The 18,310-nt window shown below is 68.0% G+C and carries 18 protein-coding genes; 10 read left to right on the top strand and 8 right to left on the bottom strand.

Translation table 11 applies throughout. The features are described from left to right. Positions 1-3 precede the first annotated feature (3 nt). A complete protein-coding gene (gene apbC, locus AAHB17_RS18255; protein ID WP_342132177.1) occupies positions 4-1,095 on the bottom strand; it encodes an iron-sulfur cluster carrier protein ApbC in 1,092 nt (363 codons plus the stop codon). Positions 1,096-1,257: 162 nt separating this feature from the next. On the opposite strand from apbC, the gene metG reads away from it, so the two are divergent. Beyond that, positions 1,258-3,312 carry a methionine--tRNA ligase gene (gene metG, locus AAHB17_RS18250; RefSeq protein WP_342132176.1) on the top strand — a complete coding sequence of 685 codons (2,055 nt, stop codon included), beginning with the start codon at positions 1,258-1,260 and terminating at the stop codon, positions 3,310-3,312. On the opposite strand, the gene AAHB17_RS18245 is transcribed toward metG, so the two are convergent. Continuing rightward, complete coding sequence (locus AAHB17_RS18245) at positions 3,269-4,222, bottom strand: DMT family transporter (protein ID WP_342132175.1); 954 nt, start codon at positions 4,220-4,222, stop codon at positions 3,269-3,271. The genes metG and AAHB17_RS18245 overlap by 44 nt on opposite strands. 94 nt (positions 4,223-4,316) lie before the next feature. Here AAHB17_RS18245 and AAHB17_RS18240 point away from each other — a divergent pair, with 94 nt between their 5' ends. Further along, positions 4,317-5,300 carry a LysR substrate-binding domain-containing protein gene (locus AAHB17_RS18240; RefSeq protein ID WP_446719619.1) on the top strand — a complete coding sequence of 328 codons (984 nt, stop codon included), beginning with the start codon at positions 4,317-4,319 and terminating at the stop codon, positions 5,298-5,300. Here the strand turns inward: AAHB17_RS18240 and bamE are convergent. Next, positions 5,218-5,730 (bottom strand): outer membrane protein assembly factor BamE domain-containing protein, encoded by a 513-nt coding sequence (bamE, locus tag AAHB17_RS18235; protein WP_342132174.1) that lies wholly within the window; start codon positions 5,728-5,730, stop codon positions 5,218-5,220. The two genes, AAHB17_RS18240 and bamE, sit on opposite strands and share 83 nt — an antisense overlap. 117 nt (positions 5,731-5,847) lie before the next feature. On the opposite strand from bamE, the gene AAHB17_RS18230 reads away from it, so the two are divergent. The 4 genes from AAHB17_RS18230 to nadB all read left to right on the top strand — a co-directional run bounded on the left by AAHB17_RS18230 (position 5,848) and on the right by nadB (position 10,250). After that, positions 5,848-7,509 carry a SulP family inorganic anion transporter gene (locus AAHB17_RS18230; protein ID WP_342132172.1) on the top strand — a complete coding sequence of 554 codons (1,662 nt, stop codon included), beginning with the start codon at positions 5,848-5,850 and terminating at the stop codon, positions 7,507-7,509. A 36-nt stretch (positions 7,510-7,545) separates the two neighbouring features. Continuing rightward, positions 7,546-7,758: a DUF3460 family protein gene (locus AAHB17_RS18225; RefSeq protein ID WP_342132170.1), complete on the top strand. Its 213-nt coding sequence runs from the start codon at positions 7,546-7,548 to the stop codon at positions 7,756-7,758. 92 nt (positions 7,759-7,850) lie between these two features. Continuing rightward, positions 7,851-8,648, top strand: a complete 798-nt coding sequence (locus AAHB17_RS18220; RefSeq protein ID WP_342132197.1) for a segregation and condensation protein A — start codon at positions 7,851-7,853, stop codon at positions 8,646-8,648. A 12-nt stretch (positions 8,649-8,660) separates the two neighbouring features. Continuing rightward, the gene (nadB, locus tag AAHB17_RS18215) at positions 8,661-10,250 is read left to right on the top strand and encodes an L-aspartate oxidase (protein ID WP_342132168.1); all 1,590 of its coding nucleotides are present in this window, start codon (positions 8,661-8,663) and stop codon (positions 10,248-10,250) included. Between the two features lie 117 nt (positions 10,251-10,367). On the opposite strand, the gene nadA is transcribed toward nadB, so the two are convergent. Then, positions 10,368-11,480: a quinolinate synthase NadA gene (nadA, locus tag AAHB17_RS18210; protein WP_342132166.1), complete on the bottom strand. Its 1,113-nt coding sequence runs from the start codon at positions 11,478-11,480 to the stop codon at positions 10,368-10,370. Between the two features lie 269 nt (positions 11,481-11,749). On the opposite strand from nadA, the gene panB reads away from it, so the two are divergent. Together panB and panC are read left to right on the top strand one after the other, a co-directional pair. Then, positions 11,750-12,622 carry a 3-methyl-2-oxobutanoate hydroxymethyltransferase gene (gene panB, locus AAHB17_RS18205; protein ID WP_342132165.1) on the top strand — a complete coding sequence of 291 codons (873 nt, stop codon included), beginning with the start codon at positions 11,750-11,752 and terminating at the stop codon, positions 12,620-12,622. 7 nt (positions 12,623-12,629) lie between these two features. Continuing rightward, complete coding sequence (gene panC, locus AAHB17_RS18200; RefSeq protein ID WP_342132162.1) at positions 12,630-13,478, top strand: pantoate--beta-alanine ligase; 849 nt, start codon at positions 12,630-12,632, stop codon at positions 13,476-13,478. Positions 13,479-13,610: 132 nt separating this feature from the next. On the opposite strand, the gene AAHB17_RS18195 is transcribed toward panC, so the two are convergent. The 4 genes from AAHB17_RS18195 to AAHB17_RS18180 form a co-directional block, all read right to left on the bottom strand. After that, on the bottom strand, positions 13,611-14,639 hold the full coding sequence (locus AAHB17_RS18195) for an NAD(P)H-dependent glycerol-3-phosphate dehydrogenase (RefSeq protein WP_342132160.1): 1,029 nt from the start codon (positions 14,637-14,639) through the stop codon (positions 13,611-13,613). A gap of 11 nt (positions 14,640-14,650) precedes the next feature. After that, positions 14,651-15,088 (bottom strand): protein-export chaperone SecB, encoded by a 438-nt coding sequence (gene secB, locus AAHB17_RS18190; protein WP_342132158.1) that lies wholly within the window; start codon positions 15,086-15,088, stop codon positions 14,651-14,653. Between the two features lie 113 nt (positions 15,089-15,201). Continuing rightward, positions 15,202-15,459 (bottom strand): glutaredoxin 3, encoded by a 258-nt coding sequence (gene grxC / locus AAHB17_RS18185; protein WP_342132156.1) that lies wholly within the window; start codon positions 15,457-15,459, stop codon positions 15,202-15,204. A gap of 41 nt (positions 15,460-15,500) precedes the next feature. Further along, positions 15,501-15,911 (bottom strand): rhodanese-like domain-containing protein, encoded by a 411-nt coding sequence (locus tag AAHB17_RS18180; RefSeq protein ID WP_342132154.1) that lies wholly within the window; start codon positions 15,909-15,911, stop codon positions 15,501-15,503. Positions 15,912-16,009: 98 nt separating this feature from the next. Here AAHB17_RS18180 and gpmA point away from each other — a divergent pair, with 98 nt between their 5' ends. Continuing rightward, a complete protein-coding gene (gpmA, locus tag AAHB17_RS18175; RefSeq protein WP_342132152.1) occupies positions 16,010-16,753 on the top strand; it encodes a 2,3-diphosphoglycerate-dependent phosphoglycerate mutase in 744 nt (247 codons plus the stop codon). Between the two features lie 79 nt (positions 16,754-16,832). Further along, on the top strand, positions 16,833-18,299 hold the full coding sequence (locus AAHB17_RS18170) for a S41 family peptidase (RefSeq protein WP_342132150.1): 1,467 nt from the start codon (positions 16,833-16,835) through the stop codon (positions 18,297-18,299). Positions 18,300-18,310: the final 11 nt, after the last annotated feature.

Raw genomic sequence — 18,310 nt, 5'->3', positions numbered from 1 at the left:
GCCTCAGGTGTCTTTCGACACCTTGATGGTGGGGAACTTGCTGGAAAAGTCCTTGGCCTTGGAGGCGATCTTGATCGCCACCTGGCGCGCCACGCTCTTGTAGAGACCGGCGATCTCGCCGTCGGGATCGGCGATCACGGTCGGTCGGCCGCTGTCGGCCTGCACGCGGATCTGCATGTTCAGCGGCAGCGCGCCCAGGTAGTCCATGCCGTATTCGGCGGCCATCTTCTTGCCGCCGTCGGCGCCGAAGATGTGCTCCACGTGGCCGCAGTTGCTGCAGACGTGGACCGCCATGTTCTCGACGACGCCGAGGATGGGCACACCCACCTTCTCGAACATCTTGATGCCCTTGCGGGCGTCGAGCAGGGCGATGTCCTGCGGCGTGGTGACGATGACGGCGCCGGTCATGGGCACACGCTGGCTCAGGGTGAGCTGGATGTCGCCGGTGCCGGGCGGCATGTCGACGATCAGGTAGTCCAGGTCCTTCCAGTTGGTCTGGCGCAGCAGCTGCTCCAGCGCCTGCGTGGCCATGGGGCCGCGCCAGATCATGGCCTCGTCCTTGTCGATCAGGAAACCGATGGAAATGACCTGCACGCCGTAGTTTTCCAGCGGCTCCATGGTCTGGCCGTCCACGCTCTCGGGTCGACCTTCAATGCCCATCATCATGGGCTGGCTCGGGCCGTAGATATCGGCGTCGAGGATGCCCACCGTCGCGCCTTCGGCCGCCAGGGCCAGGGCCAGGTTGACGGCCGTGGTGCTCTTGCCCACGCCACCCTTGCCCGAGGCCACGGCAATGATGTTTTTGACATTGGGCAGCAGCTGCACGCCGCGCTGCACCGCGTGGGTGGTGATCTTGGTGGCGACGTTGACCGACACGTTCTCGACCCCGGCCACACCCTTGGCCGCGGCGATCAGCGCCTTGCGAAAGCCCGGGATCTGGCTCTTGGCCGGATAGCCGAGTTCGACGTCAAAGGACACGTCGCCGTCCTGCACCTGCAGGTTCTTGATCGACTTGGACGAGACGAAATCCTTGCCGGTGTTGGGGTCCTGGACGGCTTCGAGGGCCTGCAGGATCTGCTGCGTTGTGATCGCCATGAAATACGTCTGTCTCTGGTTGTCGGAGCGCAGAGTCTAACCAAGCCCGCCCGACCCCGTTGCCTGTCCGGCTTTCGGCCATCCACGCCGTCGCGGCCGCCCCGACGCGGGCACCCACCTACAATTCAAGGCTTTCCGCGACCCCTGACCGAGCCCGAGACCATGACGCCCCGCCGCCTGTTCGTCACCACCGCCCTGCCCTACGCCAACGGGCATTTCCACATCGGCCACATCATGGAATACATCCAGGCCGACATCTGGGTGCGTTTCCAGCGCATGTTGGGGCACGAGGTGCACTTTGTCTGCGCCGACGACGCGCACGGTGCGCCCATCATGATCGCGGCCGAAAAGGCGGGCAAGACGCCGCAGCAGTTCGTGGCCGACATCGCGGCCGGCCGCAAGCCCTACCTGGACGGCTTCCACATCGCCTTCGACAACTGGCACAGCACCGACGGCCCCGAGAACCACGTGCTGGCGCAGGACATCTACCGCGCGCTCAAGGCCAATGGCCTGATCGAGACCCGTGTCATCGAGCAGTTCTTCGACCCGCAGAAGAACATGTTCCTGCCCGACCGCTTCATCAAGGGCGAATGCCCCAAGTGCGGCGCCAAGGACCAGTACGGCGACAACTGCGAGGTCTGCTCCGCCGTCTATTCCCCCACGGAACTGAAGAATCCCTACTCCGCGCTGTCGGGCGCCGAGCCGGTGCTCAAGAGCTCGGAACACTTCTTCTTCAAGCTGTCCGACCCGCGCTGCCTGGACTTCCTGAAAAGCTGGACCACGAGCGGCGCCGTGCAGCCCGAGGTGCTGAACAAGATCCGCGAGTGGATCGAACCCGGCGAGGACGGCAAGCCCCGCATGGGCGACTGGGACATCAGCCGGGACGCGCCCTACTTCGGCATCGAGATCCCCGACGCGCCGGGCAAGTACTTCTACGTCTGGCTGGATGCCCCGGTGGGCTACCTGGCCTCGCTGAAGAACCACTTCGACAAGACCGGCCGCGACTTCGACACCTTCCTGGCCGACCCGTCCGTGGAGCAGTTCCACTTCATCGGCAAGGACATCATCACCTTCCACACCCTGTTCTGGCCGGCCATGCTGCACTTCAGCGGCCGCAAGGTGCCCAACGCGGTGTATGTGCACGGCTTCCTGACCGTGAACAACGGCGAGAAGATGAGCAAGAGCCGCGGCACCGGCCTGGACCCGCTCAAGTACCTGGGCCTGGGCATGAACCCCGAGTGGTTGCGCTACTACCTGGCGGCCAAGCTCAACGGCCGCAACGAGGACATCGACTTCAACCCCGAGGACTTCATGGCCCGGGTCAACAGCGACCTGGTCGGCAAGTTCATCAACATCGCCTCGCGTGCCGCCGGCTTCCTGACCAAACGCTTCAACGGCCAGCTGGGCGCCGCCAGCGCCGACGGCCAGGCCCTGCTGGCGCGCCTGCAGGAACAGCGCATCGACATCGCCGCCCTGTTCGAGGCCCGCGACACCGCCCGCGCCCTGCGCGAAGTGATGCTGCTGGCCGACCGGGTGAACGAATACGTGGACGCCAACAAGCCCTGGGAACTGGCCAAACAGGACGGCCAGGACGCCCGCCTGCAGGACGTGTGCAGCACCTGCATCCAGGCCTTCCGCCTGCTGTCCATCTACCTCAAGCCGGTGCTGCCTTCACTGGCGGCCCAGGTCGAGGCCTTCCTGCAGGTGGCCCCGCTGGCCTTTGCCGACGCCGAACGCCTGCTGGACGCCGGCCACAGCATCGGCGCCTACCAGCACCTGATGCAGCGCGTGGATGTGAAGCAGCTGGATGCGCTGTTTGAGGCGCCGGCCGCGCCCGAGCCTGAGAAAACCATCCCGGGCGGCGAGCCGCTGGCCGAGACCATCTCCATCGACGACTTCGCCAAGGTCGACCTGCGCATCGCCCAGATCGTGAACTGCGAAGCGGTGGAGGGCTCGACCAAGCTGCTGCGCCTGACGCTGGACGTGGGCGAAGGCCGCACGCGCAACGTCTTCAGCGGCATCGCCAGCGCCTACCAGCCCGCCGACCTGATCGGCAAACTCACGGTGATGGTGGCCAACCTGGCGCCGCGCAAGATGAAGTTCGGTGTCAGCGAAGGCATGGTGCTGGCCGCCAGCCACGCCGACGAGCAGGCCGAGCCCGGCATCTACGTGCTCAACCCCTGGCCGGGCGCCCAGCCGGGCATGCGGGTGCACTGAGCGGCGGTGGCCGGGTCGCCCACCCTGCCGACGCCACCATCAACGCGCCGCCCAGCCAGCCCCAGGGCCCCAGCGTCTCGCCCATCACCAGCACACCCGCCAGGGCACCGAACAGCGGCTCGCTGCCCATCAGCAGCGCCACCCGGCTGGGGCTGGTGCGCGAGGCCGCGTGGTTCTGAACCCAGAACGCCAGCAGGGTGCACAGCAGCACCAGGAAAGCCATCGCGCCCCAGAACGCGGGCGCGGCCGGCAGCGCCCCCATCAGCCTGCCCTGCGTGCACCAGAGCACCGCGCCCAGTCCCAGGCTCATGCTGCCGGTCTGCAAGGCGGTCAAGGTCAGGGCCGGCAGGGCCTGGTGGCGGCCCAGGCGCCGCGTCAGGCAGACCATGAAACCCCGCAGGCCGGCGGCCAGCAGCATCAGGCCGTCTCCCTGCCACGACGCGCCTCCGGTCGCGCCGGCACGCGACAACAGCGCGGCGCCCAGCACCGACAGGCCGGCGGCGGTCAGCAGGCGGCGCGAGGGCGGCTGGCCCAGCAGCCACCACTCAAAGAAGGGCGTGACCACCACACACAGGCTGATCAGGAAGGCCGCGTTCGAGGCCGTGGTGAGCGACACGCCATAGGTCTCGCACAGGAAGATGGCCAGCAGGTTGGCGCCCAGCACCCCGCCCGCGGTCAGCGCGGCCCGCCCGTCGGCATGGCGCAGCGCGCCCAGGCTGGGCAGCAGCAGCACAAAGGTGAGGCCAAAGCGCAGCAGCAGGAACTCCAGCACCGGCAGGTGCTGGGTGGCGAGCTTGGCGGCGGTGTAGCTGCCGCCCCAGAGGGCGGCCACGGTCAGCAGCATCAGCTCGACCGGCGGTGTCCAGACGTGGCGGGCGGTGCTGGGCTGGACGGAGAGGGAGGGGGTCATGCGGGGCTTTCGGGCGCGGTGAAGAAGGGCCATGGATTCTTCGATGGCGGGCGCCCCGCGACTAGACTTGCCGGTGGAACAGGAGCTGTGCACCGTGGGAACGAATGACTTTTTGAGCGTGCTTCACGAGCTGGTCGCCTTTGTGCGGGTGGCGGAGTCGGGCAGTTTTTCGGCCGCCGCCGCTCAGCTGGGACAGACGCCTTCGGCGGTGAGCCGGCAGGTGTCGCGGCTGGAACAGGCGCTCGGTGTGCAGCTGCTGCGACGCAGCACCCGCCACCTGAGCCTGACCGAGGCCGGCGTGGAAGCCTTCGCCCGTGGCCACGAGATGGTGGCCGCCGCCCAGGCCACCCTGCAGGTGGCACAGGACCACATGCGCGAACCCAAGGGCCAGGTCCGCATCAGCGCCCCCAAGGCCTATGCCCGGCACGTGCTGCATCCCTGCCTGCTGCGTTTCCTGGAACAGCACCCCGCCGTGGATGTGCAGCTCATCGTGTCGGACCACCACGTCGACCCGCTGCGCGACAACGTGGACCTGGTGGTCCGCCTGACCAACGACCCGCCGCCAGGCCTGGTGGTGCGCACACTGAAACACGTCGAACAATGGCTGGTCGCCAGCCCCGCCTACCTGGCCGGGCGCGGCCCCGTCCAGCACCCGCGGGACCTGATGGCGCACAGCTGCCTGTACCTGGGTGAACAGGCGCGCGACAACCGCTGGCGGTTCACGCGCGGCGACGAGGCGGTGGAGGTGATCGCCAGCGGCCGCTACACGGCCAACCACAGCGAAATCCGGCTGGACGCCGCACGCGCCGGCCTGGGCGTGGGCTGCCTGCCGGATTTCATGGCCCGGGGCGCCCTGGACGCCGGCGAGGTGCGGCGGGTCCTGCCCGACTGGCGTTTCGATGCCCACTACCAGGGGGATGCCTGCCTGATGTTCGCGCCCTCACGCCACACCGTGCCCAAGGTGCGCGTGCTGATCGACCACCTGGTGGCGGCGCTCAGCGGCCCGCCTGGTCCAGCGCCGGATCGCGCACCGACACTGTCGACACCACACGCAGGTCGCGATCGAACACCACGGTGAACACCTTGCGGTCCTGTTCGGAGGCGCCGTCGCGGTAGCGCCAGTCGTAGTGGGTTTCGCGCTTGAGCTCGTAGGGCGTGATCTTCATCGGCTTGCCCAGGCGCTTGCGCACCTCTTCCATCATCATGCCGGGCGTGATCTGGGCGAAGTTCTGCGGCGTGAGCAATTGGCGCAGGGCCGACATCTTGCCGTCGGCGCCGATGGTGATCTGGTAGTTGACGTCGCCCGCGGGCTGGCGGTTGTACTCGTACACCTGTGCGCCATCGGGGCCGTCCCACACGGCTTCCGGCGGACCAAAACGCTCGCGCACGTCGGCCTCGGTGGACAGGCCTTCCTCGAGTTCGGCGATGCGCTGCTGGTCGCACGCGGACAACAGCAGCACCACGGCCGTGACAGCGGCCGCAAGGGTGGTTCGGATCGGTGTCTTCATGGCTTCCCTGCACAAGTCCTCTTTTGCCGCCCAGTGTAAGCCCCGGCCACACGGACAAGACACAGGGTACCCAATGGCCATAGGCCGACGCTGCATCAAAAGGTAACATGGACGCCCATGTCACTCCAAGGTCTGCCCCCACTCGCACCGTTCCGGCCGCGTCTGCTGGCCGACCTCAAGGGCTACAACCGCGAACGCTTCATCCGCGACCTGGGGGCCGGCGCCACGGTGGGCATCGTGGCCCTGCCCCTGGCCATGGCCTTTGCCATCGCCAGCGGCCTCAAGCCCGAGGCCGGCCTGTGGACGGCCATCATCGCCGGCTTCCTGATCTCGGCCCTGGGTGGCTCCTCGGTGCAGATCGGCGGGCCGGCGGGCGCCTTCATCGTCATCGTCTACGGCATCGTCGAGCGCTACGGCGTGGCCAACCTGCTGATCGCCACCGCCAGCGCCGGTGTGCTGCTGTTCCTGCTGGGCCTGTTCAGGCTGGGCACGCTGGTGCGTTATGTGCCGGTGAGCGTGGTGATCGGCTTCACCAACGGCATCGCGGTGCTGGTCGCACTGTCGCAGCTGCGCGACTGGCTGGGCCTGGACATCGCCAGGATGCCGGCCGATTTCTTCAGCCAGATCGCCGTCATCTCGCGCCACCTGCACAACATCAACGGCCACGCGCTGCTGCTGGGCGCGCTCTGCGTGGCAGGTCTGTTCGTGTGGCCACGGCTGTGGGCGGCCGATTCGCGCTTTCGCCGCCAGCTCGACCAGATCGACACCGTCAGCGCGCTGCGCGCCACCTCGCGCCTGCCGGCCCCGGTGGTGGCGCTGGTCTCGCTGTCGCTGCTGGCCTGGGGCTTTGGCCTGCCGGTGGCCACCATCGGCTCGCGTTTCGGCGGCATCCCGCAGGGCCTGCCGGTCTTCGAGCTGCCCGATTTTTCCTGGGAAACGGTGCGCCTGCTGGTCACGCCCACACTGACCATCGCGCTGCTGGGCGCCATCGAATCCCTGCTGTGCGCCCGCGTGGCCGACCAGATCGGCGACCGGCCCAAACACGACCCCAACCAGGAACTGATGGCCCAGGGCATCGCCAACACCATCGTGCCCTTCTTCGGCGGCATGCCGGCCACCGGCACCATCGCCCGCACGGTCACCAACATCCGCGCCGGCGCCACCTCGCCGGTGGCCGGCATGGTGCACGCCCTCACCCTGGCCGCCGTGGTGCTGATCGCCGGGCCGCTGGCCATGCACATCCCGCTGTCGGTGCTGGCCGGCGTGCTGCTGTTCGTGGCCTGGAACATGGGTGAATGGCGCGAGTTCGGCCGCCTGCGCCACTTCAGCAACCACTATCGGCTGATGATGCTGTCGACCTTTTTTGTCACCATCGTCTTCGACCTGACCGTGGCCGTGGAGCTGGGCCTGGTGCTGGCCTGCGTGCTGTTCGTGCGCCGCCAGAGCGCGCTGTTCCGCGCCGAGGAAGTGGGCCGCACGCCGCAGCAGATCACCTACAAACTCTACGGTTCGCTGTTTTTCGGCGCCGTGGCCAAGGTCGACCCCTTGCTGGCCGCCGCCGAAGGCGCCGCCCCCGGCCAGGGCGTGATGCTGGACGCCAGCCACCTGATCTCGCTGGACACCACCGGCCTGGACACGCTGGAGCAGCTGCACAAGGTGCTGGAGCGCAAGGGCAGCCCCCTGGGCATGGAGGGAGTCCAGGAGCAGCCGCGCTCGCTGATCGAGCGTTCGGGCTTTGCCCAGCGCCTGCACACCTTCAGCCCGGTTCAGGCCCGGTAAAATCCGGGGTTTTCGTCTGACCGAACGGTTCTGGCCATGTCCATCTTCGCCCGCCCCCACTACACCTCCGACGCGACCCAGTTCATCGACTCGCTCAAGGCCGCCAAGCCGGCACTGGAAGCCGAGCAGCGCGAAGGCCGCGCCCTGCTGTGGGACAAGCAGGTGGATCGCGACCTGCAGGCCCAGGCCCGGGCGGGCAACGTGGCGCAAAAGCCCTACGTCTACCAGACCAACGCCGACCCGCGCTGAGCGCCATGAGCCAAGGCGGTTCGCCCGGCGCGGACGTGGCGTCCCTGGACAGCCTGACCCAGGCCCTGGCCGGCGCCACCGCCGCCGCGGACATGCCGGAAGTGGTCGACCAGGTGGCGCTGGCGCGCCTGTACGGCGAGCCGCTGTTCAAGCTCCCGCAAGACCTCTACATCCCGCCCGATGCGCTGCAGGTCTTCCTGGAAGCCTTCGAGGGCCCGCTGGACCTGCTGCTCTACCTGATCCGCAAGCAGAACTTCAACATCCTCGACATCCCCATGGCGGCGCTCACGCGCCAGTACCTGGCCTACGTCGACGAGATCCGCGCCAACAACCTGGAACTCGCGGCCGAGTACCTGCTGATGGCGGCCATGCTGATCGAGATCAAGTCGCGCATGCTGCTGCCGCCCAAGAAGACGGCCGAGGGTGAAGAGGCCGAGGACCCTCGCGCCGAGCTGGTGCGCCGCCTGCTGGAATACGAGCAGATGAAGCTGGCCGCCCAGGCCCTGGCCGATGCGCCGCAGTACGGGCGCGACTTCCTGCGCGCCGAGGTCTACGTGGAGCAGGCCCTGGTGCCGCGCTTCCCCGATGTGGACGTGAGCGAGTTGCAACAGGCCTGGCGCGACATCCTGCAGCGCGCCAAGCTCGTGCAGCACCACCGCATCAGCCGCGAGGAGCTCTCGGTGCGCGAGCACATGAGCCTGGTGCTGCGGCAGCTGCAAGGCCGCAAATTCGTCGAATTCGGCGATCTGTTCGACCCCGAAAAGGGCGTGCCAGTGCTGGTGGTGACCTTCATCGCCATGCTCGAACTCGCCAAGGAAACCCTGATCGAGCTGACCCAGGCCGAGGCCTTTGCGCCCATCTACGTGCGCCTGGCCTACACCCCCACCTGATTGTTTTCTCCCATGAGCACCGAACACCACGACGTCGTCATCGTGGGCAGTGGCCTGGCCGGCCTGTCGACCGCGCTGCTGCTGCCCCCCACCCAGCGCGTGCTGGTGCTGACCAAACGCGGCATCACCGATGGCGCCAGCGGCTGGGCCCAGGGCGGCATCGCCGCCGTGCTGGCCGAGGGTGACAGCTTCGAGGCCCATGTGCAGGACACCTTCGTGGCCGGCGCCGGCCTGTGCGACGAAGGCGCCACCCGCGCCACCGTGGAAGGCGCGCCCGAGGCCATCGCCTGGCTGCAATCGCTGGGCGTGCCCTTCTCCACCGAGGACGGGCAGCTGCACCTGACGCGCGAAGGCGGCCACGGCGCGCGGCGCATCGTGCACGCGGCCGACGCCACCGGCGCCGCCGTGCAGGCCACGCTGATCGAGCGCCTGCGCCAGGCGCCCCACATCACGGTGCGCGAACAGCACACCCTGGTGGACCTCATCACCAGCGACAAACACGCGCCCGGCGACGGCGGCGAACGCCGCTGCCTGGGCGTGTACGCCCTGGACGAAACCACCGGCCGGGTGCGCGCCTACACCGCCCACCACACCGTGCTGGCCACCGGCGGCGCCGGCAAGGTCTACCTCTACACCACCAACCCCGACACCGCCACCGGCGACGGCATCGCCGCGGCCTGGCGGGCCGGCTGCAGGGTGGCCAACATGGAATTCATCCAGTTCCACCCAACCTGCCTGTACCACCCGCACGCCAAGAGCTTCCTGATCAGCGAAGCGGTGCGGGGCGAAGGCGGCCGGCTCCTGCTGCCGGCCTCGCACGGCAGCACCCGCTTCATGCCGGCCTACGACGAACGGGCCGAGCTGGCGCCGCGCGACGTGGTGGCGCGCGCCATCGACGCCGAAATGAAAAAACACGGGCTGGACTGCGTCTACCTGGACATCTCGCACCAGCCCCCCGCCTTCCTGCACGAACATTTCCCCAACATCCTGGCGCGCTGCGCCGAGCTGGGCATCGACATCACCCGCGAGCCCATCCCGGTGGTGCCGGCCGCGCACTACACCTGCGGCGGCGTGGTCACCGACCTGGCCGGCCGTGCCGATCTGCCGGGGCTCTACGTGGTGGGTGAAACCGCCAACACCGGCCTGCACGGCGCCAACCGCCTGGCCAGCAATTCGCTGGTGGAATGCATGGTGTTTGCACGCGCCGCCGTCCAGTCCATGGCCGAGGCGCCGACCGCGGTGCCGGTGGCCGTGCGCGCATGGGACGAAAGCCGCGTGACCGACGCCGACGAGCAGGTGGTGATCTCGCACAACTGGGACGAGCTGCGCCGCTTCATGTGGGACTACGTGGGCATCGTGCGCACCAACAAGCGCCTGGAGCGCGCGGCCCACCGCATTGCGCTGCTGCAGTCCGAAATCGACGCCTTCTACGCCAGCTTCCGCGTCACCCGCGACCTGCTGGAACTGCGCAACCTGGTGCAGGTGGCCGACCTGATCGTGCGCTGCGCCCAGTCACGCCACGAAAGCCGGGGCATCCACTTCAGCCGGGACCACCCGGGCCTGCTGCCCAAGGCCTTGCCCTCGGTCCTACAGCCAGACTGAATGGGCGCCCCCCGCGCCGCCTTCGGCGTCACCCCCCAGGGGGCGATGCCAGCCGACGGGCAGAGCCCGATCGGCGGCATCCCCGGTTAAACCCTTTCGTGCGCCGAGGCGGCCTGTTCAGGCCGCGCCGATGTTGGGCACCAAGGCGCCGGCATCGTGCCCGCCTTTGAGCGCGGCCGTGAAGGCCAGCATGCGGTCGATGGGCAGGCGGGCGCGGGCGGCGATGGCGGGGTCGACATGGATCTCGTTGAGGCCCTGCTCCAGCACCTTGAGCACACCTTCCAGGCCGTTCATCGCCATCCACGGGCAGTGTGCGCAGCTCTTGCAGGTGGCGCTGTTGCCGGCGGTGGGCGCTTCGATGAAGGTCTTGCCGGGGTTGAGCGTGCGCAGCTTGTGCATCATGCCGTTGTCGGTGGCGACGATGAACTCGCGCGCATCCATCTCTTTCGCGGCCTTGAGGATGGCGCTGGTCGAGCCCACGGCGTCGGCCAGGGCGATCACGTCGGCCGGGCTTTCGGGGTGCACCAGCACCTTGGCACCCGGGTGTTCGGCCTTCAGCGCCGCCAGCTCGCCGGCCTTGAACTCGTCGTGCACGATGCACGAGCCCTTCCACATCACCATGTCGGCGCCGGTCTGGCGCTGGATGTAGTCGCCCAGGTGCTTGTCGGGCGCCCACAGGATCTTGTGGCCCTTGGCGTGCAGGGCCGAGACGATTTCCAGCGCGCAGCTGGAGGTCACCAGCCAGTCGGCGCGGGCCTTCACGGCGGCGCTGGTGTTGGCATAGACCACCACCGTGCGGTCGGGGTGGGCGTCGCAGAAGGCGCTGAATTCGTCGATGGGACAGCCCAGGTCCAGGGAGCAGTTGGCCTCCAGCTCGGGCATCAGGATGGTCTTCTCGGGGCTCAGGATCTTGGCGGTCTCGCCCATGAAGCGCACGCCCGAGACGATCAAGGTGGTGGCGGCGTGGTCGCGGCCAAAACGCGCCATCTCCAGCGAATCGCTGACAAAACCGCCGGTTTCCTCGGCCAGGTCCTGCAGGTCGGGGTGCACGTAGTAGTGCGACACCATGACCGCGTTGCGCGCCTTGAGCAGGCGCCGGATCTTGTCCTTGAGTTCGGCGCGCCGCTTGGGGCCGGGTTCGACGGGCACACGCACCCAGGCGTGTTTCGTCGCGCAGGCCGGCTGCTCGTAGTCCACCTCAATCACGTCGTTCATCACTGCGTCGCTCATCGATCATCCTCGGCCCGGCACGCCCCGCGCACAGCGCGGGCACGCCCGGTCAGCTCATATGGGTTGCAGGCCCCGGTCAACAAGGGGCGGAAAGGTCCGTTCATCGCCTGTTCGGCCCGGCGGTCACCGTGCCACCCCCGTATTGTCCCCCACTCCGCGCCCCCGCCCGTCCGTGGGGCAATCGACGACCAACGGAGGCAGGGATGTGGCGGCGGCTTCGACTAGACTGCCGTCCTTGCGCACTGCAACAAAGCGCCACGGAGCCCCCCATGAGCGAGACAACCAACACCCCTTACGGCACGCTGCCGGCCGCGTCCCCCCTGCCGCCGCGCAAGCCGGTGAGCCTGCCCCGCCTGCAGGAAATGCGCGAGCGCGGCGAGAAGATCACCATGCTGACCGCCTACGACGCCACGTTCGCCGCCGTGGCCGACGCCGCCGGGCTGGAGTGCATCCTGGTCGGTGATTCGCTGGGCATGGTCTGCCAGGGCCTGGCCAGCACCGTGGGCGTGACGCTGGAGACCATGTGCTACCACACCGAAAGTGTGGTGCGGGGCCTGCGCCGGGTGCAAGGCACGGCCTGGGTCATCGGCGACCTGCCTTTTGGCAGCTACCAGGAGTCGCGCGAGCAGGCCCTGCGCAGCGCCACCGCGCTGATGCAGGCGGGGGCCCACATGGTCAAGCTCGAAGGCGGAGGCTGGACCACCGAGACCGTGCGTTTCCTGGTCGAACGCGGCATTCCCGTCTGCGCCCACCTGGGCCTGACGCCGCAGACCGTGCACGCCCTGGGCGGCTACCGGGTGCAGGGCCGCGGTGACTTGGCGGCCGAGCAGCTGCGGCGCGAATCGCTGGCGCTGCAAGACGCTGGCGCGGCCATGCTGGTGTTGGAGATGGTGCCGGCGGCCCTGGCCACCGAAGTCACCCAGTCGCTGGCCCGCTGCGCCACCATCGGCATTGGCGCCGGCAAGGGCACGGCCGGGCAGGTGCTGGTGATGCACGACATGCTGGGCATCAACCTGCGCAAGAACCCCAAGTTCGTGCGCAACTTCATGCAGGGCCAGGACAGCGTGCGCGCCGCCATGGCCGCCTATGTGGCCGCCGTCAAGGACGGCAGCTTTCCCGACGATTCGCTCCACGCCTGGTGACCCCAAGATGCACATTGTTCACACCATCCCCGAATTGCGCGCCGCCCTGGCCGCCTACAACGCACCCGCCTTCGTGCCCACCATGGGCAACCTGCACGACGGCCACATCGCCCTGGTGCAGCAGGCCAAGGGCCTGGGCGACGTGACGGTGGCCAGCATCTTCGTCAACCGCCTGCAGTTCGCGCCCCACGAGGACTTCGACACCTACCCGCGCACGCTCGTGGCCGACAGCGAGAAGCTCGCCGCCGTGGGCTGCGACATCGTGTTCGCGCCATCCGAAAAAGACCTTTACCCCGAGCCGCAGGGCTACAAGGTGCACCCGCCGACCGAACTGGCCGACATCCTCGAAGGCCATTTCCGGCCCGGCTTCTTCGTCGGCGTCTGCACCGTGGTGCTCAAGCTGTTCCAGTGTGTGCTGGCCCAGGGCACGGGCCCGCGCACGGCGGTGTTCGGCAAAAAGGACTACCAGCAGCTGATGGTGATACGCAACATGGTGCGCCAGCTGGCCCTGCCGATCGAGATCGTGGGCGGCGAGACCCGTCGCGCCGACGATGGCCTGGCCCTGAGTTCGCGCAACGGCTACCTTTCGGCCGAAGAGCGCGCCCAGGCGGTGCAGTTGTCGCAGGCGCTGCGCGCGCTGGCCGGGCAGGCATTGGCTGGCGGCGACCTGGCCGCGCTCGAAGCCCAGGCCGTGCAGGCGCTCGACGCGCACGGCTGGCAGACCGACTACCTGACCGTGCGCCGCCGTGGCGACCTGCAGGCACCCACGGCCGAGCAGCGGCAAGCGGGTGAACTGGTGGTGCTGGGCGCCTCACGCCTGGGCAAGACGCGGCTGATCGACAACTTCGAGTTCTAAACAACCACCCCGTCGCTTGCCCGCTGCGCGTGGCCGCATCCCCCTCCAGGGGCGACACCAGCCGTCTGGCAAAGCCAGCCCGGCGGTGTCCTTGAAAAAGTCACGTCAAGCGAAAGGGCGCTTGGTAAACAGTCAACCCGCCTGCAGTTCGGCCGCCGGATCGCGTCCCATCAGGCGGGCCACGGCCTCGTCGGGCCGCAGGCTGCCATCGAGCAAGGCCACCACGGCCTCGGCGATGGGCATGTCCACGCCCAGGTGGCGGGCACGCGAGACCACCGTGCGGGCGCAATAGACGCCCTCGGCCACGTGACCCAGCGAATCGACCGCCTGCTGCAGCGTCTGGCCCTGGGCCAGCAGCAGGCCGACCTTGCGGTTGCGGCTCAGGTCGCCGGTGGCGGTCAGCACCAGATCGCCCAGGCCGGACAGCCCCATGAAGGTCTCGGCCCGGGCACCCAGGGCCAAGCCCAGTCGGGTGATTTCGGCCAGGCCACGGGTGATCAGCGCGGCCCGGGCGTTCAGGCCCAGCTGCAGGCCATCACACAGGCCGGTGGCGATGGCCAGCACGTTTTTCACGGCGCCGCCCACCTCCACGCCCACCATGTCGTCGTTGGCGTAGACCCGCAGCGTGGCGCCGTGAAAACCATTCACCATCGCCTCGCGCACCTCGGCGTGGGCCGAAGCGGCCACCAGGGCGGTGGGCTGGCCACGGGCCACTTCCTGCGCGAAACTGGGGCCGCTGAGCACGCCGCAGCGCGCCGTGGGCAGGTGTTGCGGCGCCAGCTGGCTCCAGATTTCGTGCCCCAGCAGCCCTTGCTGGCCGGCTTGCGCGGCCTCGAAGCCCTTGCACAACCAGACCACCGGCACGCTCACGCCTTGCAGCGCCAGCAGGGTGCTGCGCAGGCCCGCCATGGGGGTGCCCACCACCACCAGATCCTGCGCCTGGGCGAGGGCCGTCAGCGGCTGTTCGCCGGCGTGGGCCAGCCGCAGGCTGTCGGGCAGGGGCAGACCGGGCAGGTAGCGCCGGTTCACACGCAGCCGCGCCATCTCGGCCGCCTGGTCCGCGTCACGCGACCACAGGGTGACGCGGCGCGTGCCGGCACGGGCGGCGCTGATGGCCAGGGCCGTGCCCCAGGCACCCGCGCCAATGACCAGCATCTGCATGGGCAAGCGGTTTACTGGGTCAGGCCCTGCTGTTGCTGCTGCTCGTACATGGCCTGGAAGTTGATCTCGGCCAGGTGCACGGCAGGGAAGCCGGCGCGGTTGATGATGTCCGCCACGTTGCCGCGCAGGTAGGGGTAGACCATTTGTGGGCAGGCGATGCCCAGGATGGCGCCCATCTGGTCTTCGGGGATGTTGCGCGCCTCGAAGATGCCGGCCTGCTTGGCTTCGACCAGGAACACGGTGCGCTCGCCGATCTTGGTGTGCACGGTGGCGGTCACGGACACTTCGTACACGCCATCGGCCACCGGCTCGGCCGCCACGCCCAGCTGGATGTCCACCGACGGCTGCTCCGATTCGAGCAGGATGGCGGGCGAATTGGGCTGCTCCAGCGACGCTTCCTTCAGGTAGACGCGTTGGATCTGGAAGATGGGGTTCTGCTCGTCGGCCATGGTGTTCTTTCGGAAAAACGGAATGCGGGTGTGAAACGAAACAAGGCCCGCGGCGGGAATGGCGTTCCCGCAACGGGCCCTCGGAACGGGATTATCTCAGGAGTCCGTGGGCGTCAAGCCGCCAGCATGGGCACCAGTTCACCCCGGCCATCGAGCGCGATCAGGTCGTCGCAGCCCCCCACATGGGTGTCGCCGATGAAGATCTGCGGCACCGTGCGCCGGCCGGTCACCTCCATCATGTGGGCGCGCTGGACGGGGTCGGTGTCGATGCGGATTTCCTCGATGGCCTCCACACCGCGCTGCTTGAGCAGGGCCTTGGCCCGGATGCAGTAGGGGCAAACGGCGGTGGTGTACATCTTGACGGCGGTCATGCGTGTGTCCTCGAAATCGAAAGCTGCAAAAGCCCGGATTCTCAGGCTTTCTCGACCGGCAGGCTGGCCGCGCGCCAGGCAGCCGTACCGCCGGCGAGGGAATGGGCGTTCTCAAAGCCGAGCTTCTTGGCCACCGCCACCGCACGCTTGGAGCGGATGCCGCTGGCGCAAGCCAGGATCACGGGCGTGGCCTTGTTCTTCACGACGCTGGCCAGCTTGCCTTCGAGGTCGGGCAGGGGCACGTTCTTGGCGCCAGCCACGTGGCCGGCGGCAAACTCTTCCGCGCTGCAGACGTCGATGACCACCGCTTTTTCACGGTTCATCATCATCACGGCATCGGCCGGATTGACGGTGCCGGCACTCGACCCCCCCGCCAGCACGGGCCACAGCAGCAGGCCGCCCGACGCCAGCGCCACCGAAATCAACATCCAGTTGTCCATCAGAAACTTCACGTCAAACCTTTCTTGAGAAGCCGGGATTTTAGAATGTCGGGTGGTGCCGCTGCGGCGGCGCGTTTTTTGCCCTTTTCCGAACCCAGCCCTCATCCGACATGTACAAGCTCGTCCTGATCCGCCACGGTGAATCCACCTGGAACCTCGAAAACCGCTTCACCGGCTGGACCGACGTCGACCTGACGCCCACCGGCGTCTCCCAGGCCATGTCGGCCGGCAAGCTGCTCAAGGCCGAGGGCTGGGATTTCGACATCGCCTTCACCAGCGTGCTCAAGCGGGCCATCCACACCCTGTGGTACACGCTGGACGAGATGGACCGCACCTGGCTGCCGGTGGTCAAGGACTGGCGGCTGAACGAACGCCACTACGGCGGCCTGCAGGGCCTGAACAAGGCCGACATGGCCAAGCAGTACGGCGACGAGCAGGTGCTGGTGTGGCGCCGCAGCTACGACACGCCGCCGCCGGCCCTGGAAGCCAGCGACCCGCGCAGCGAACGCGGCGACCGCCGTTACGCTGCCCTGTCGCCCGAGCAGATCCCGCTGACCGAGTGCCTCAAGGACACCGTGGCCCGCGTGATGCCCTTCTGGAACGAGGTGCTGGCCCCCACCATCCAGAGCGGCCAGCGGGTGGTGATCGCCGCCCACGGCAACAGCATCCGCGCGCTGGTGAAGTACCTGGACAACATCGGCGACAACGACATCGTTGGCGTCAACATCCCCAACGGCATCCCCCTGGTCTACGAACTCGATGCCCAGCTCAAGCCCATCAGGAGCTACTACCTGGGCGACGCCGAGGCCGCCGCCCGCGCCGCGGCGGCCGTGGCCAACCAAGGCAAGGCATAACGAGGTCTTTGCGGAACCGAAACCTCGGCGTGAACTCTGAGGTGTATATTGCCTTGACTATTCTTGAAGGTGTGTTGACATGGGCCAGAAACTGAAGATTGCCGGCTGGATCGCGCTGGGCGCGATGGCGGGTGCACTGACCACGGTGCAAGTTCAGGCCGTCGCGCGGGGCACGCTGGCCCCGCTGCCGCTGGAAGAGCTGCAGCAGCTCGCCGCCGTTTTCGGCATGGTCAAGACCGACTATGTGGAGCCGGTGGACGAGAAAAAGCTGATCTCGGACGCCATCTCGGGCATGGTCGCCAGCCTGGACCCCCACTCGCAATACTTCGACAAGAAGTCCTTCAAGGAATTCCGCGAGGGCACCAGCGGCCGCTTTGTCGGCGTGGGCATCGAGATCAGCATGGAAGACGGCTTGGTCAAGGTGGTCTCGCCCATCGAAGGCTCGCCCGCCTTCCGCGCCGGCCTCAAGCCCAACGACCTGATCACCAAGATCGACGACGCCATGGTCAAGGGCATGACCATCAACGACGCCGTCAAGCGCATGCGCGGCGAACCCAGCACCAAGGTGCAGCTGACCATCTTCCGCAAGGACGAGAACCGCAGCTTCCCTGTCACCATCACGCGCGAGGAAATCAAGACCCAGAGCGTGAAGTCCAAGGTGGTGGAGCCCGGCTATGCCTGGATGCGGGTGTCGCAGTTCCAGGAGCGCACCGTCGACGACTTCGCCCGCAAGCTCGAGGAGATCGCCAAGGAATCGCCCCAGCTCAAGGGCCTGGTGCTGGACCTGCGCAACGACCCGGGCGGCCTGCTCGACGCGGCCGTGGCCATCTCGGCCGCCTTCCTGCCCGAGAACGTGAACGTGGTGTCCACCAACGGCCAGCTCGACGAGAGCAAGTTCGTCTACAAGGCCGCGCCCCAGTTCTACCTGCGCCGGGGCGGCAACGACCCGATCAAACGCCTGCACGACAACACCAAGGGCCTGTTCAAGACCGTGCCGCTGGTGGTGCTGGTCAACGAAGGTTCTGCCTCCGCCAGCGAAATCGTGGCCGGCGCGCTGCAGGACCACAAGCGTGGCGTGATCATGGGCAGCCAGACCTTCGGCAAGGGTTCGGTGCAGACCGTGCGCCCGCTGGGGCCGGACACCGCGCTCAAGCTCACCACGGCGCGCTACTACACGCCATCGGGCCGCTCCATCCAGGCCAAGGGCATCGTGCCCGACGTGCTGGTGGACGAGACCGAGGAAGGCAACCTGTTCGCCGCCCTGCGCACGCGCGAAGCCGACCTCACGTCCCACCTGGGCAACGGCCAGGACAAGAACGTGGACAAGCCCGATGCCGCGACCTTGAAGGCGCGCGAGGAAGCCCGCGAACGCGCCCGCGTGCGCCTGGAAGAGGAAACCCGCAAGAACCCCAACCAGCGCCTGATGCCCGAATACGGTTCGGACAAGGACTTCCAGCTGCAGCAGGCGATCAACCGCCTCAAGGGCGCGCCGGTGCTGGCCAGCAAGACCCAGACCGAACGCCCGGAAGAGAAGAAGGACAACTGAGGTCACGCGTT

The sequence above is a fragment of the Hydrogenophaga sp. OTU3427 genome, assembly GCF_038440225.1.
Lineage (GTDB): Bacteria > Pseudomonadota > Gammaproteobacteria > Burkholderiales > Burkholderiaceae_C > Hydrogenophaga.
The sequence above is the reverse complement of the archived record's forward strand: the minus strand, read 5'-3'. Positions and strand labels throughout refer to the sequence as shown.

Excerpts from the sequence above, each read along its gene's own strand:
- apbC (WP_342132177.1), bottom strand. The coding sequence starts at position 1,095 with ATGGCGATCACAACGCAGCAGATCCTGCAGGCCCTCGAAGCCGTCCAG.
- metG (WP_342132176.1), top strand. The coding sequence starts at position 1,258 with ATGACGCCCCGCCGCCTGTTCGTCACCACCGCCCTGCCCTACGCCAAC.
- AAHB17_RS18245 (WP_342132175.1), bottom strand. The coding sequence starts at position 4,222 with ATGACCCCCTCCCTCTCCGTCCAGCCCAGCACCGCCCGCCACGTCTGG.
- bamE (WP_342132174.1), bottom strand. The coding sequence starts at position 5,730 with ATGAAGACACCGATCCGAACCACCCTTGCGGCCGCTGTCACGGCCGTG.
- AAHB17_RS18230 (WP_342132172.1), top strand. The coding sequence starts at position 5,848 with ATGTCACTCCAAGGTCTGCCCCCACTCGCACCGTTCCGGCCGCGTCTG.
- AAHB17_RS18225 (WP_342132170.1), top strand. The coding sequence starts at position 7,546 with ATGTCCATCTTCGCCCGCCCCCACTACACCTCCGACGCGACCCAGTTC.
- AAHB17_RS18220 (WP_342132197.1), top strand. The coding sequence starts at position 7,851 with ATGCCGGAAGTGGTCGACCAGGTGGCGCTGGCGCGCCTGTACGGCGAG.
- nadB (WP_342132168.1), top strand. The coding sequence starts at position 8,661 with ATGAGCACCGAACACCACGACGTCGTCATCGTGGGCAGTGGCCTGGCC.
- nadA (WP_342132166.1), bottom strand. The coding sequence starts at position 11,480 with ATGAGCGACGCAGTGATGAACGACGTGATTGAGGTGGACTACGAGCAG.
- panB (WP_342132165.1), top strand. The coding sequence starts at position 11,750 with ATGAGCGAGACAACCAACACCCCTTACGGCACGCTGCCGGCCGCGTCC.
- panC (WP_342132162.1), top strand. The coding sequence starts at position 12,630 with ATGCACATTGTTCACACCATCCCCGAATTGCGCGCCGCCCTGGCCGCC.
- AAHB17_RS18195 (WP_342132160.1), bottom strand. The coding sequence starts at position 14,639 with ATGCAGATGCTGGTCATTGGCGCGGGTGCCTGGGGCACGGCCCTGGCC.
- secB (WP_342132158.1), bottom strand. The coding sequence starts at position 15,088 with ATGGCCGACGAGCAGAACCCCATCTTCCAGATCCAACGCGTCTACCTG.
- grxC (WP_342132156.1), bottom strand. The coding sequence starts at position 15,459 with ATGACCGCCGTCAAGATGTACACCACCGCCGTTTGCCCCTACTGCATC.
- gpmA (WP_342132152.1), top strand. The coding sequence starts at position 16,010 with ATGTACAAGCTCGTCCTGATCCGCCACGGTGAATCCACCTGGAACCTC.
- AAHB17_RS18170 (WP_342132150.1), top strand. The coding sequence starts at position 16,833 with ATGGGCCAGAAACTGAAGATTGCCGGCTGGATCGCGCTGGGCGCGATG.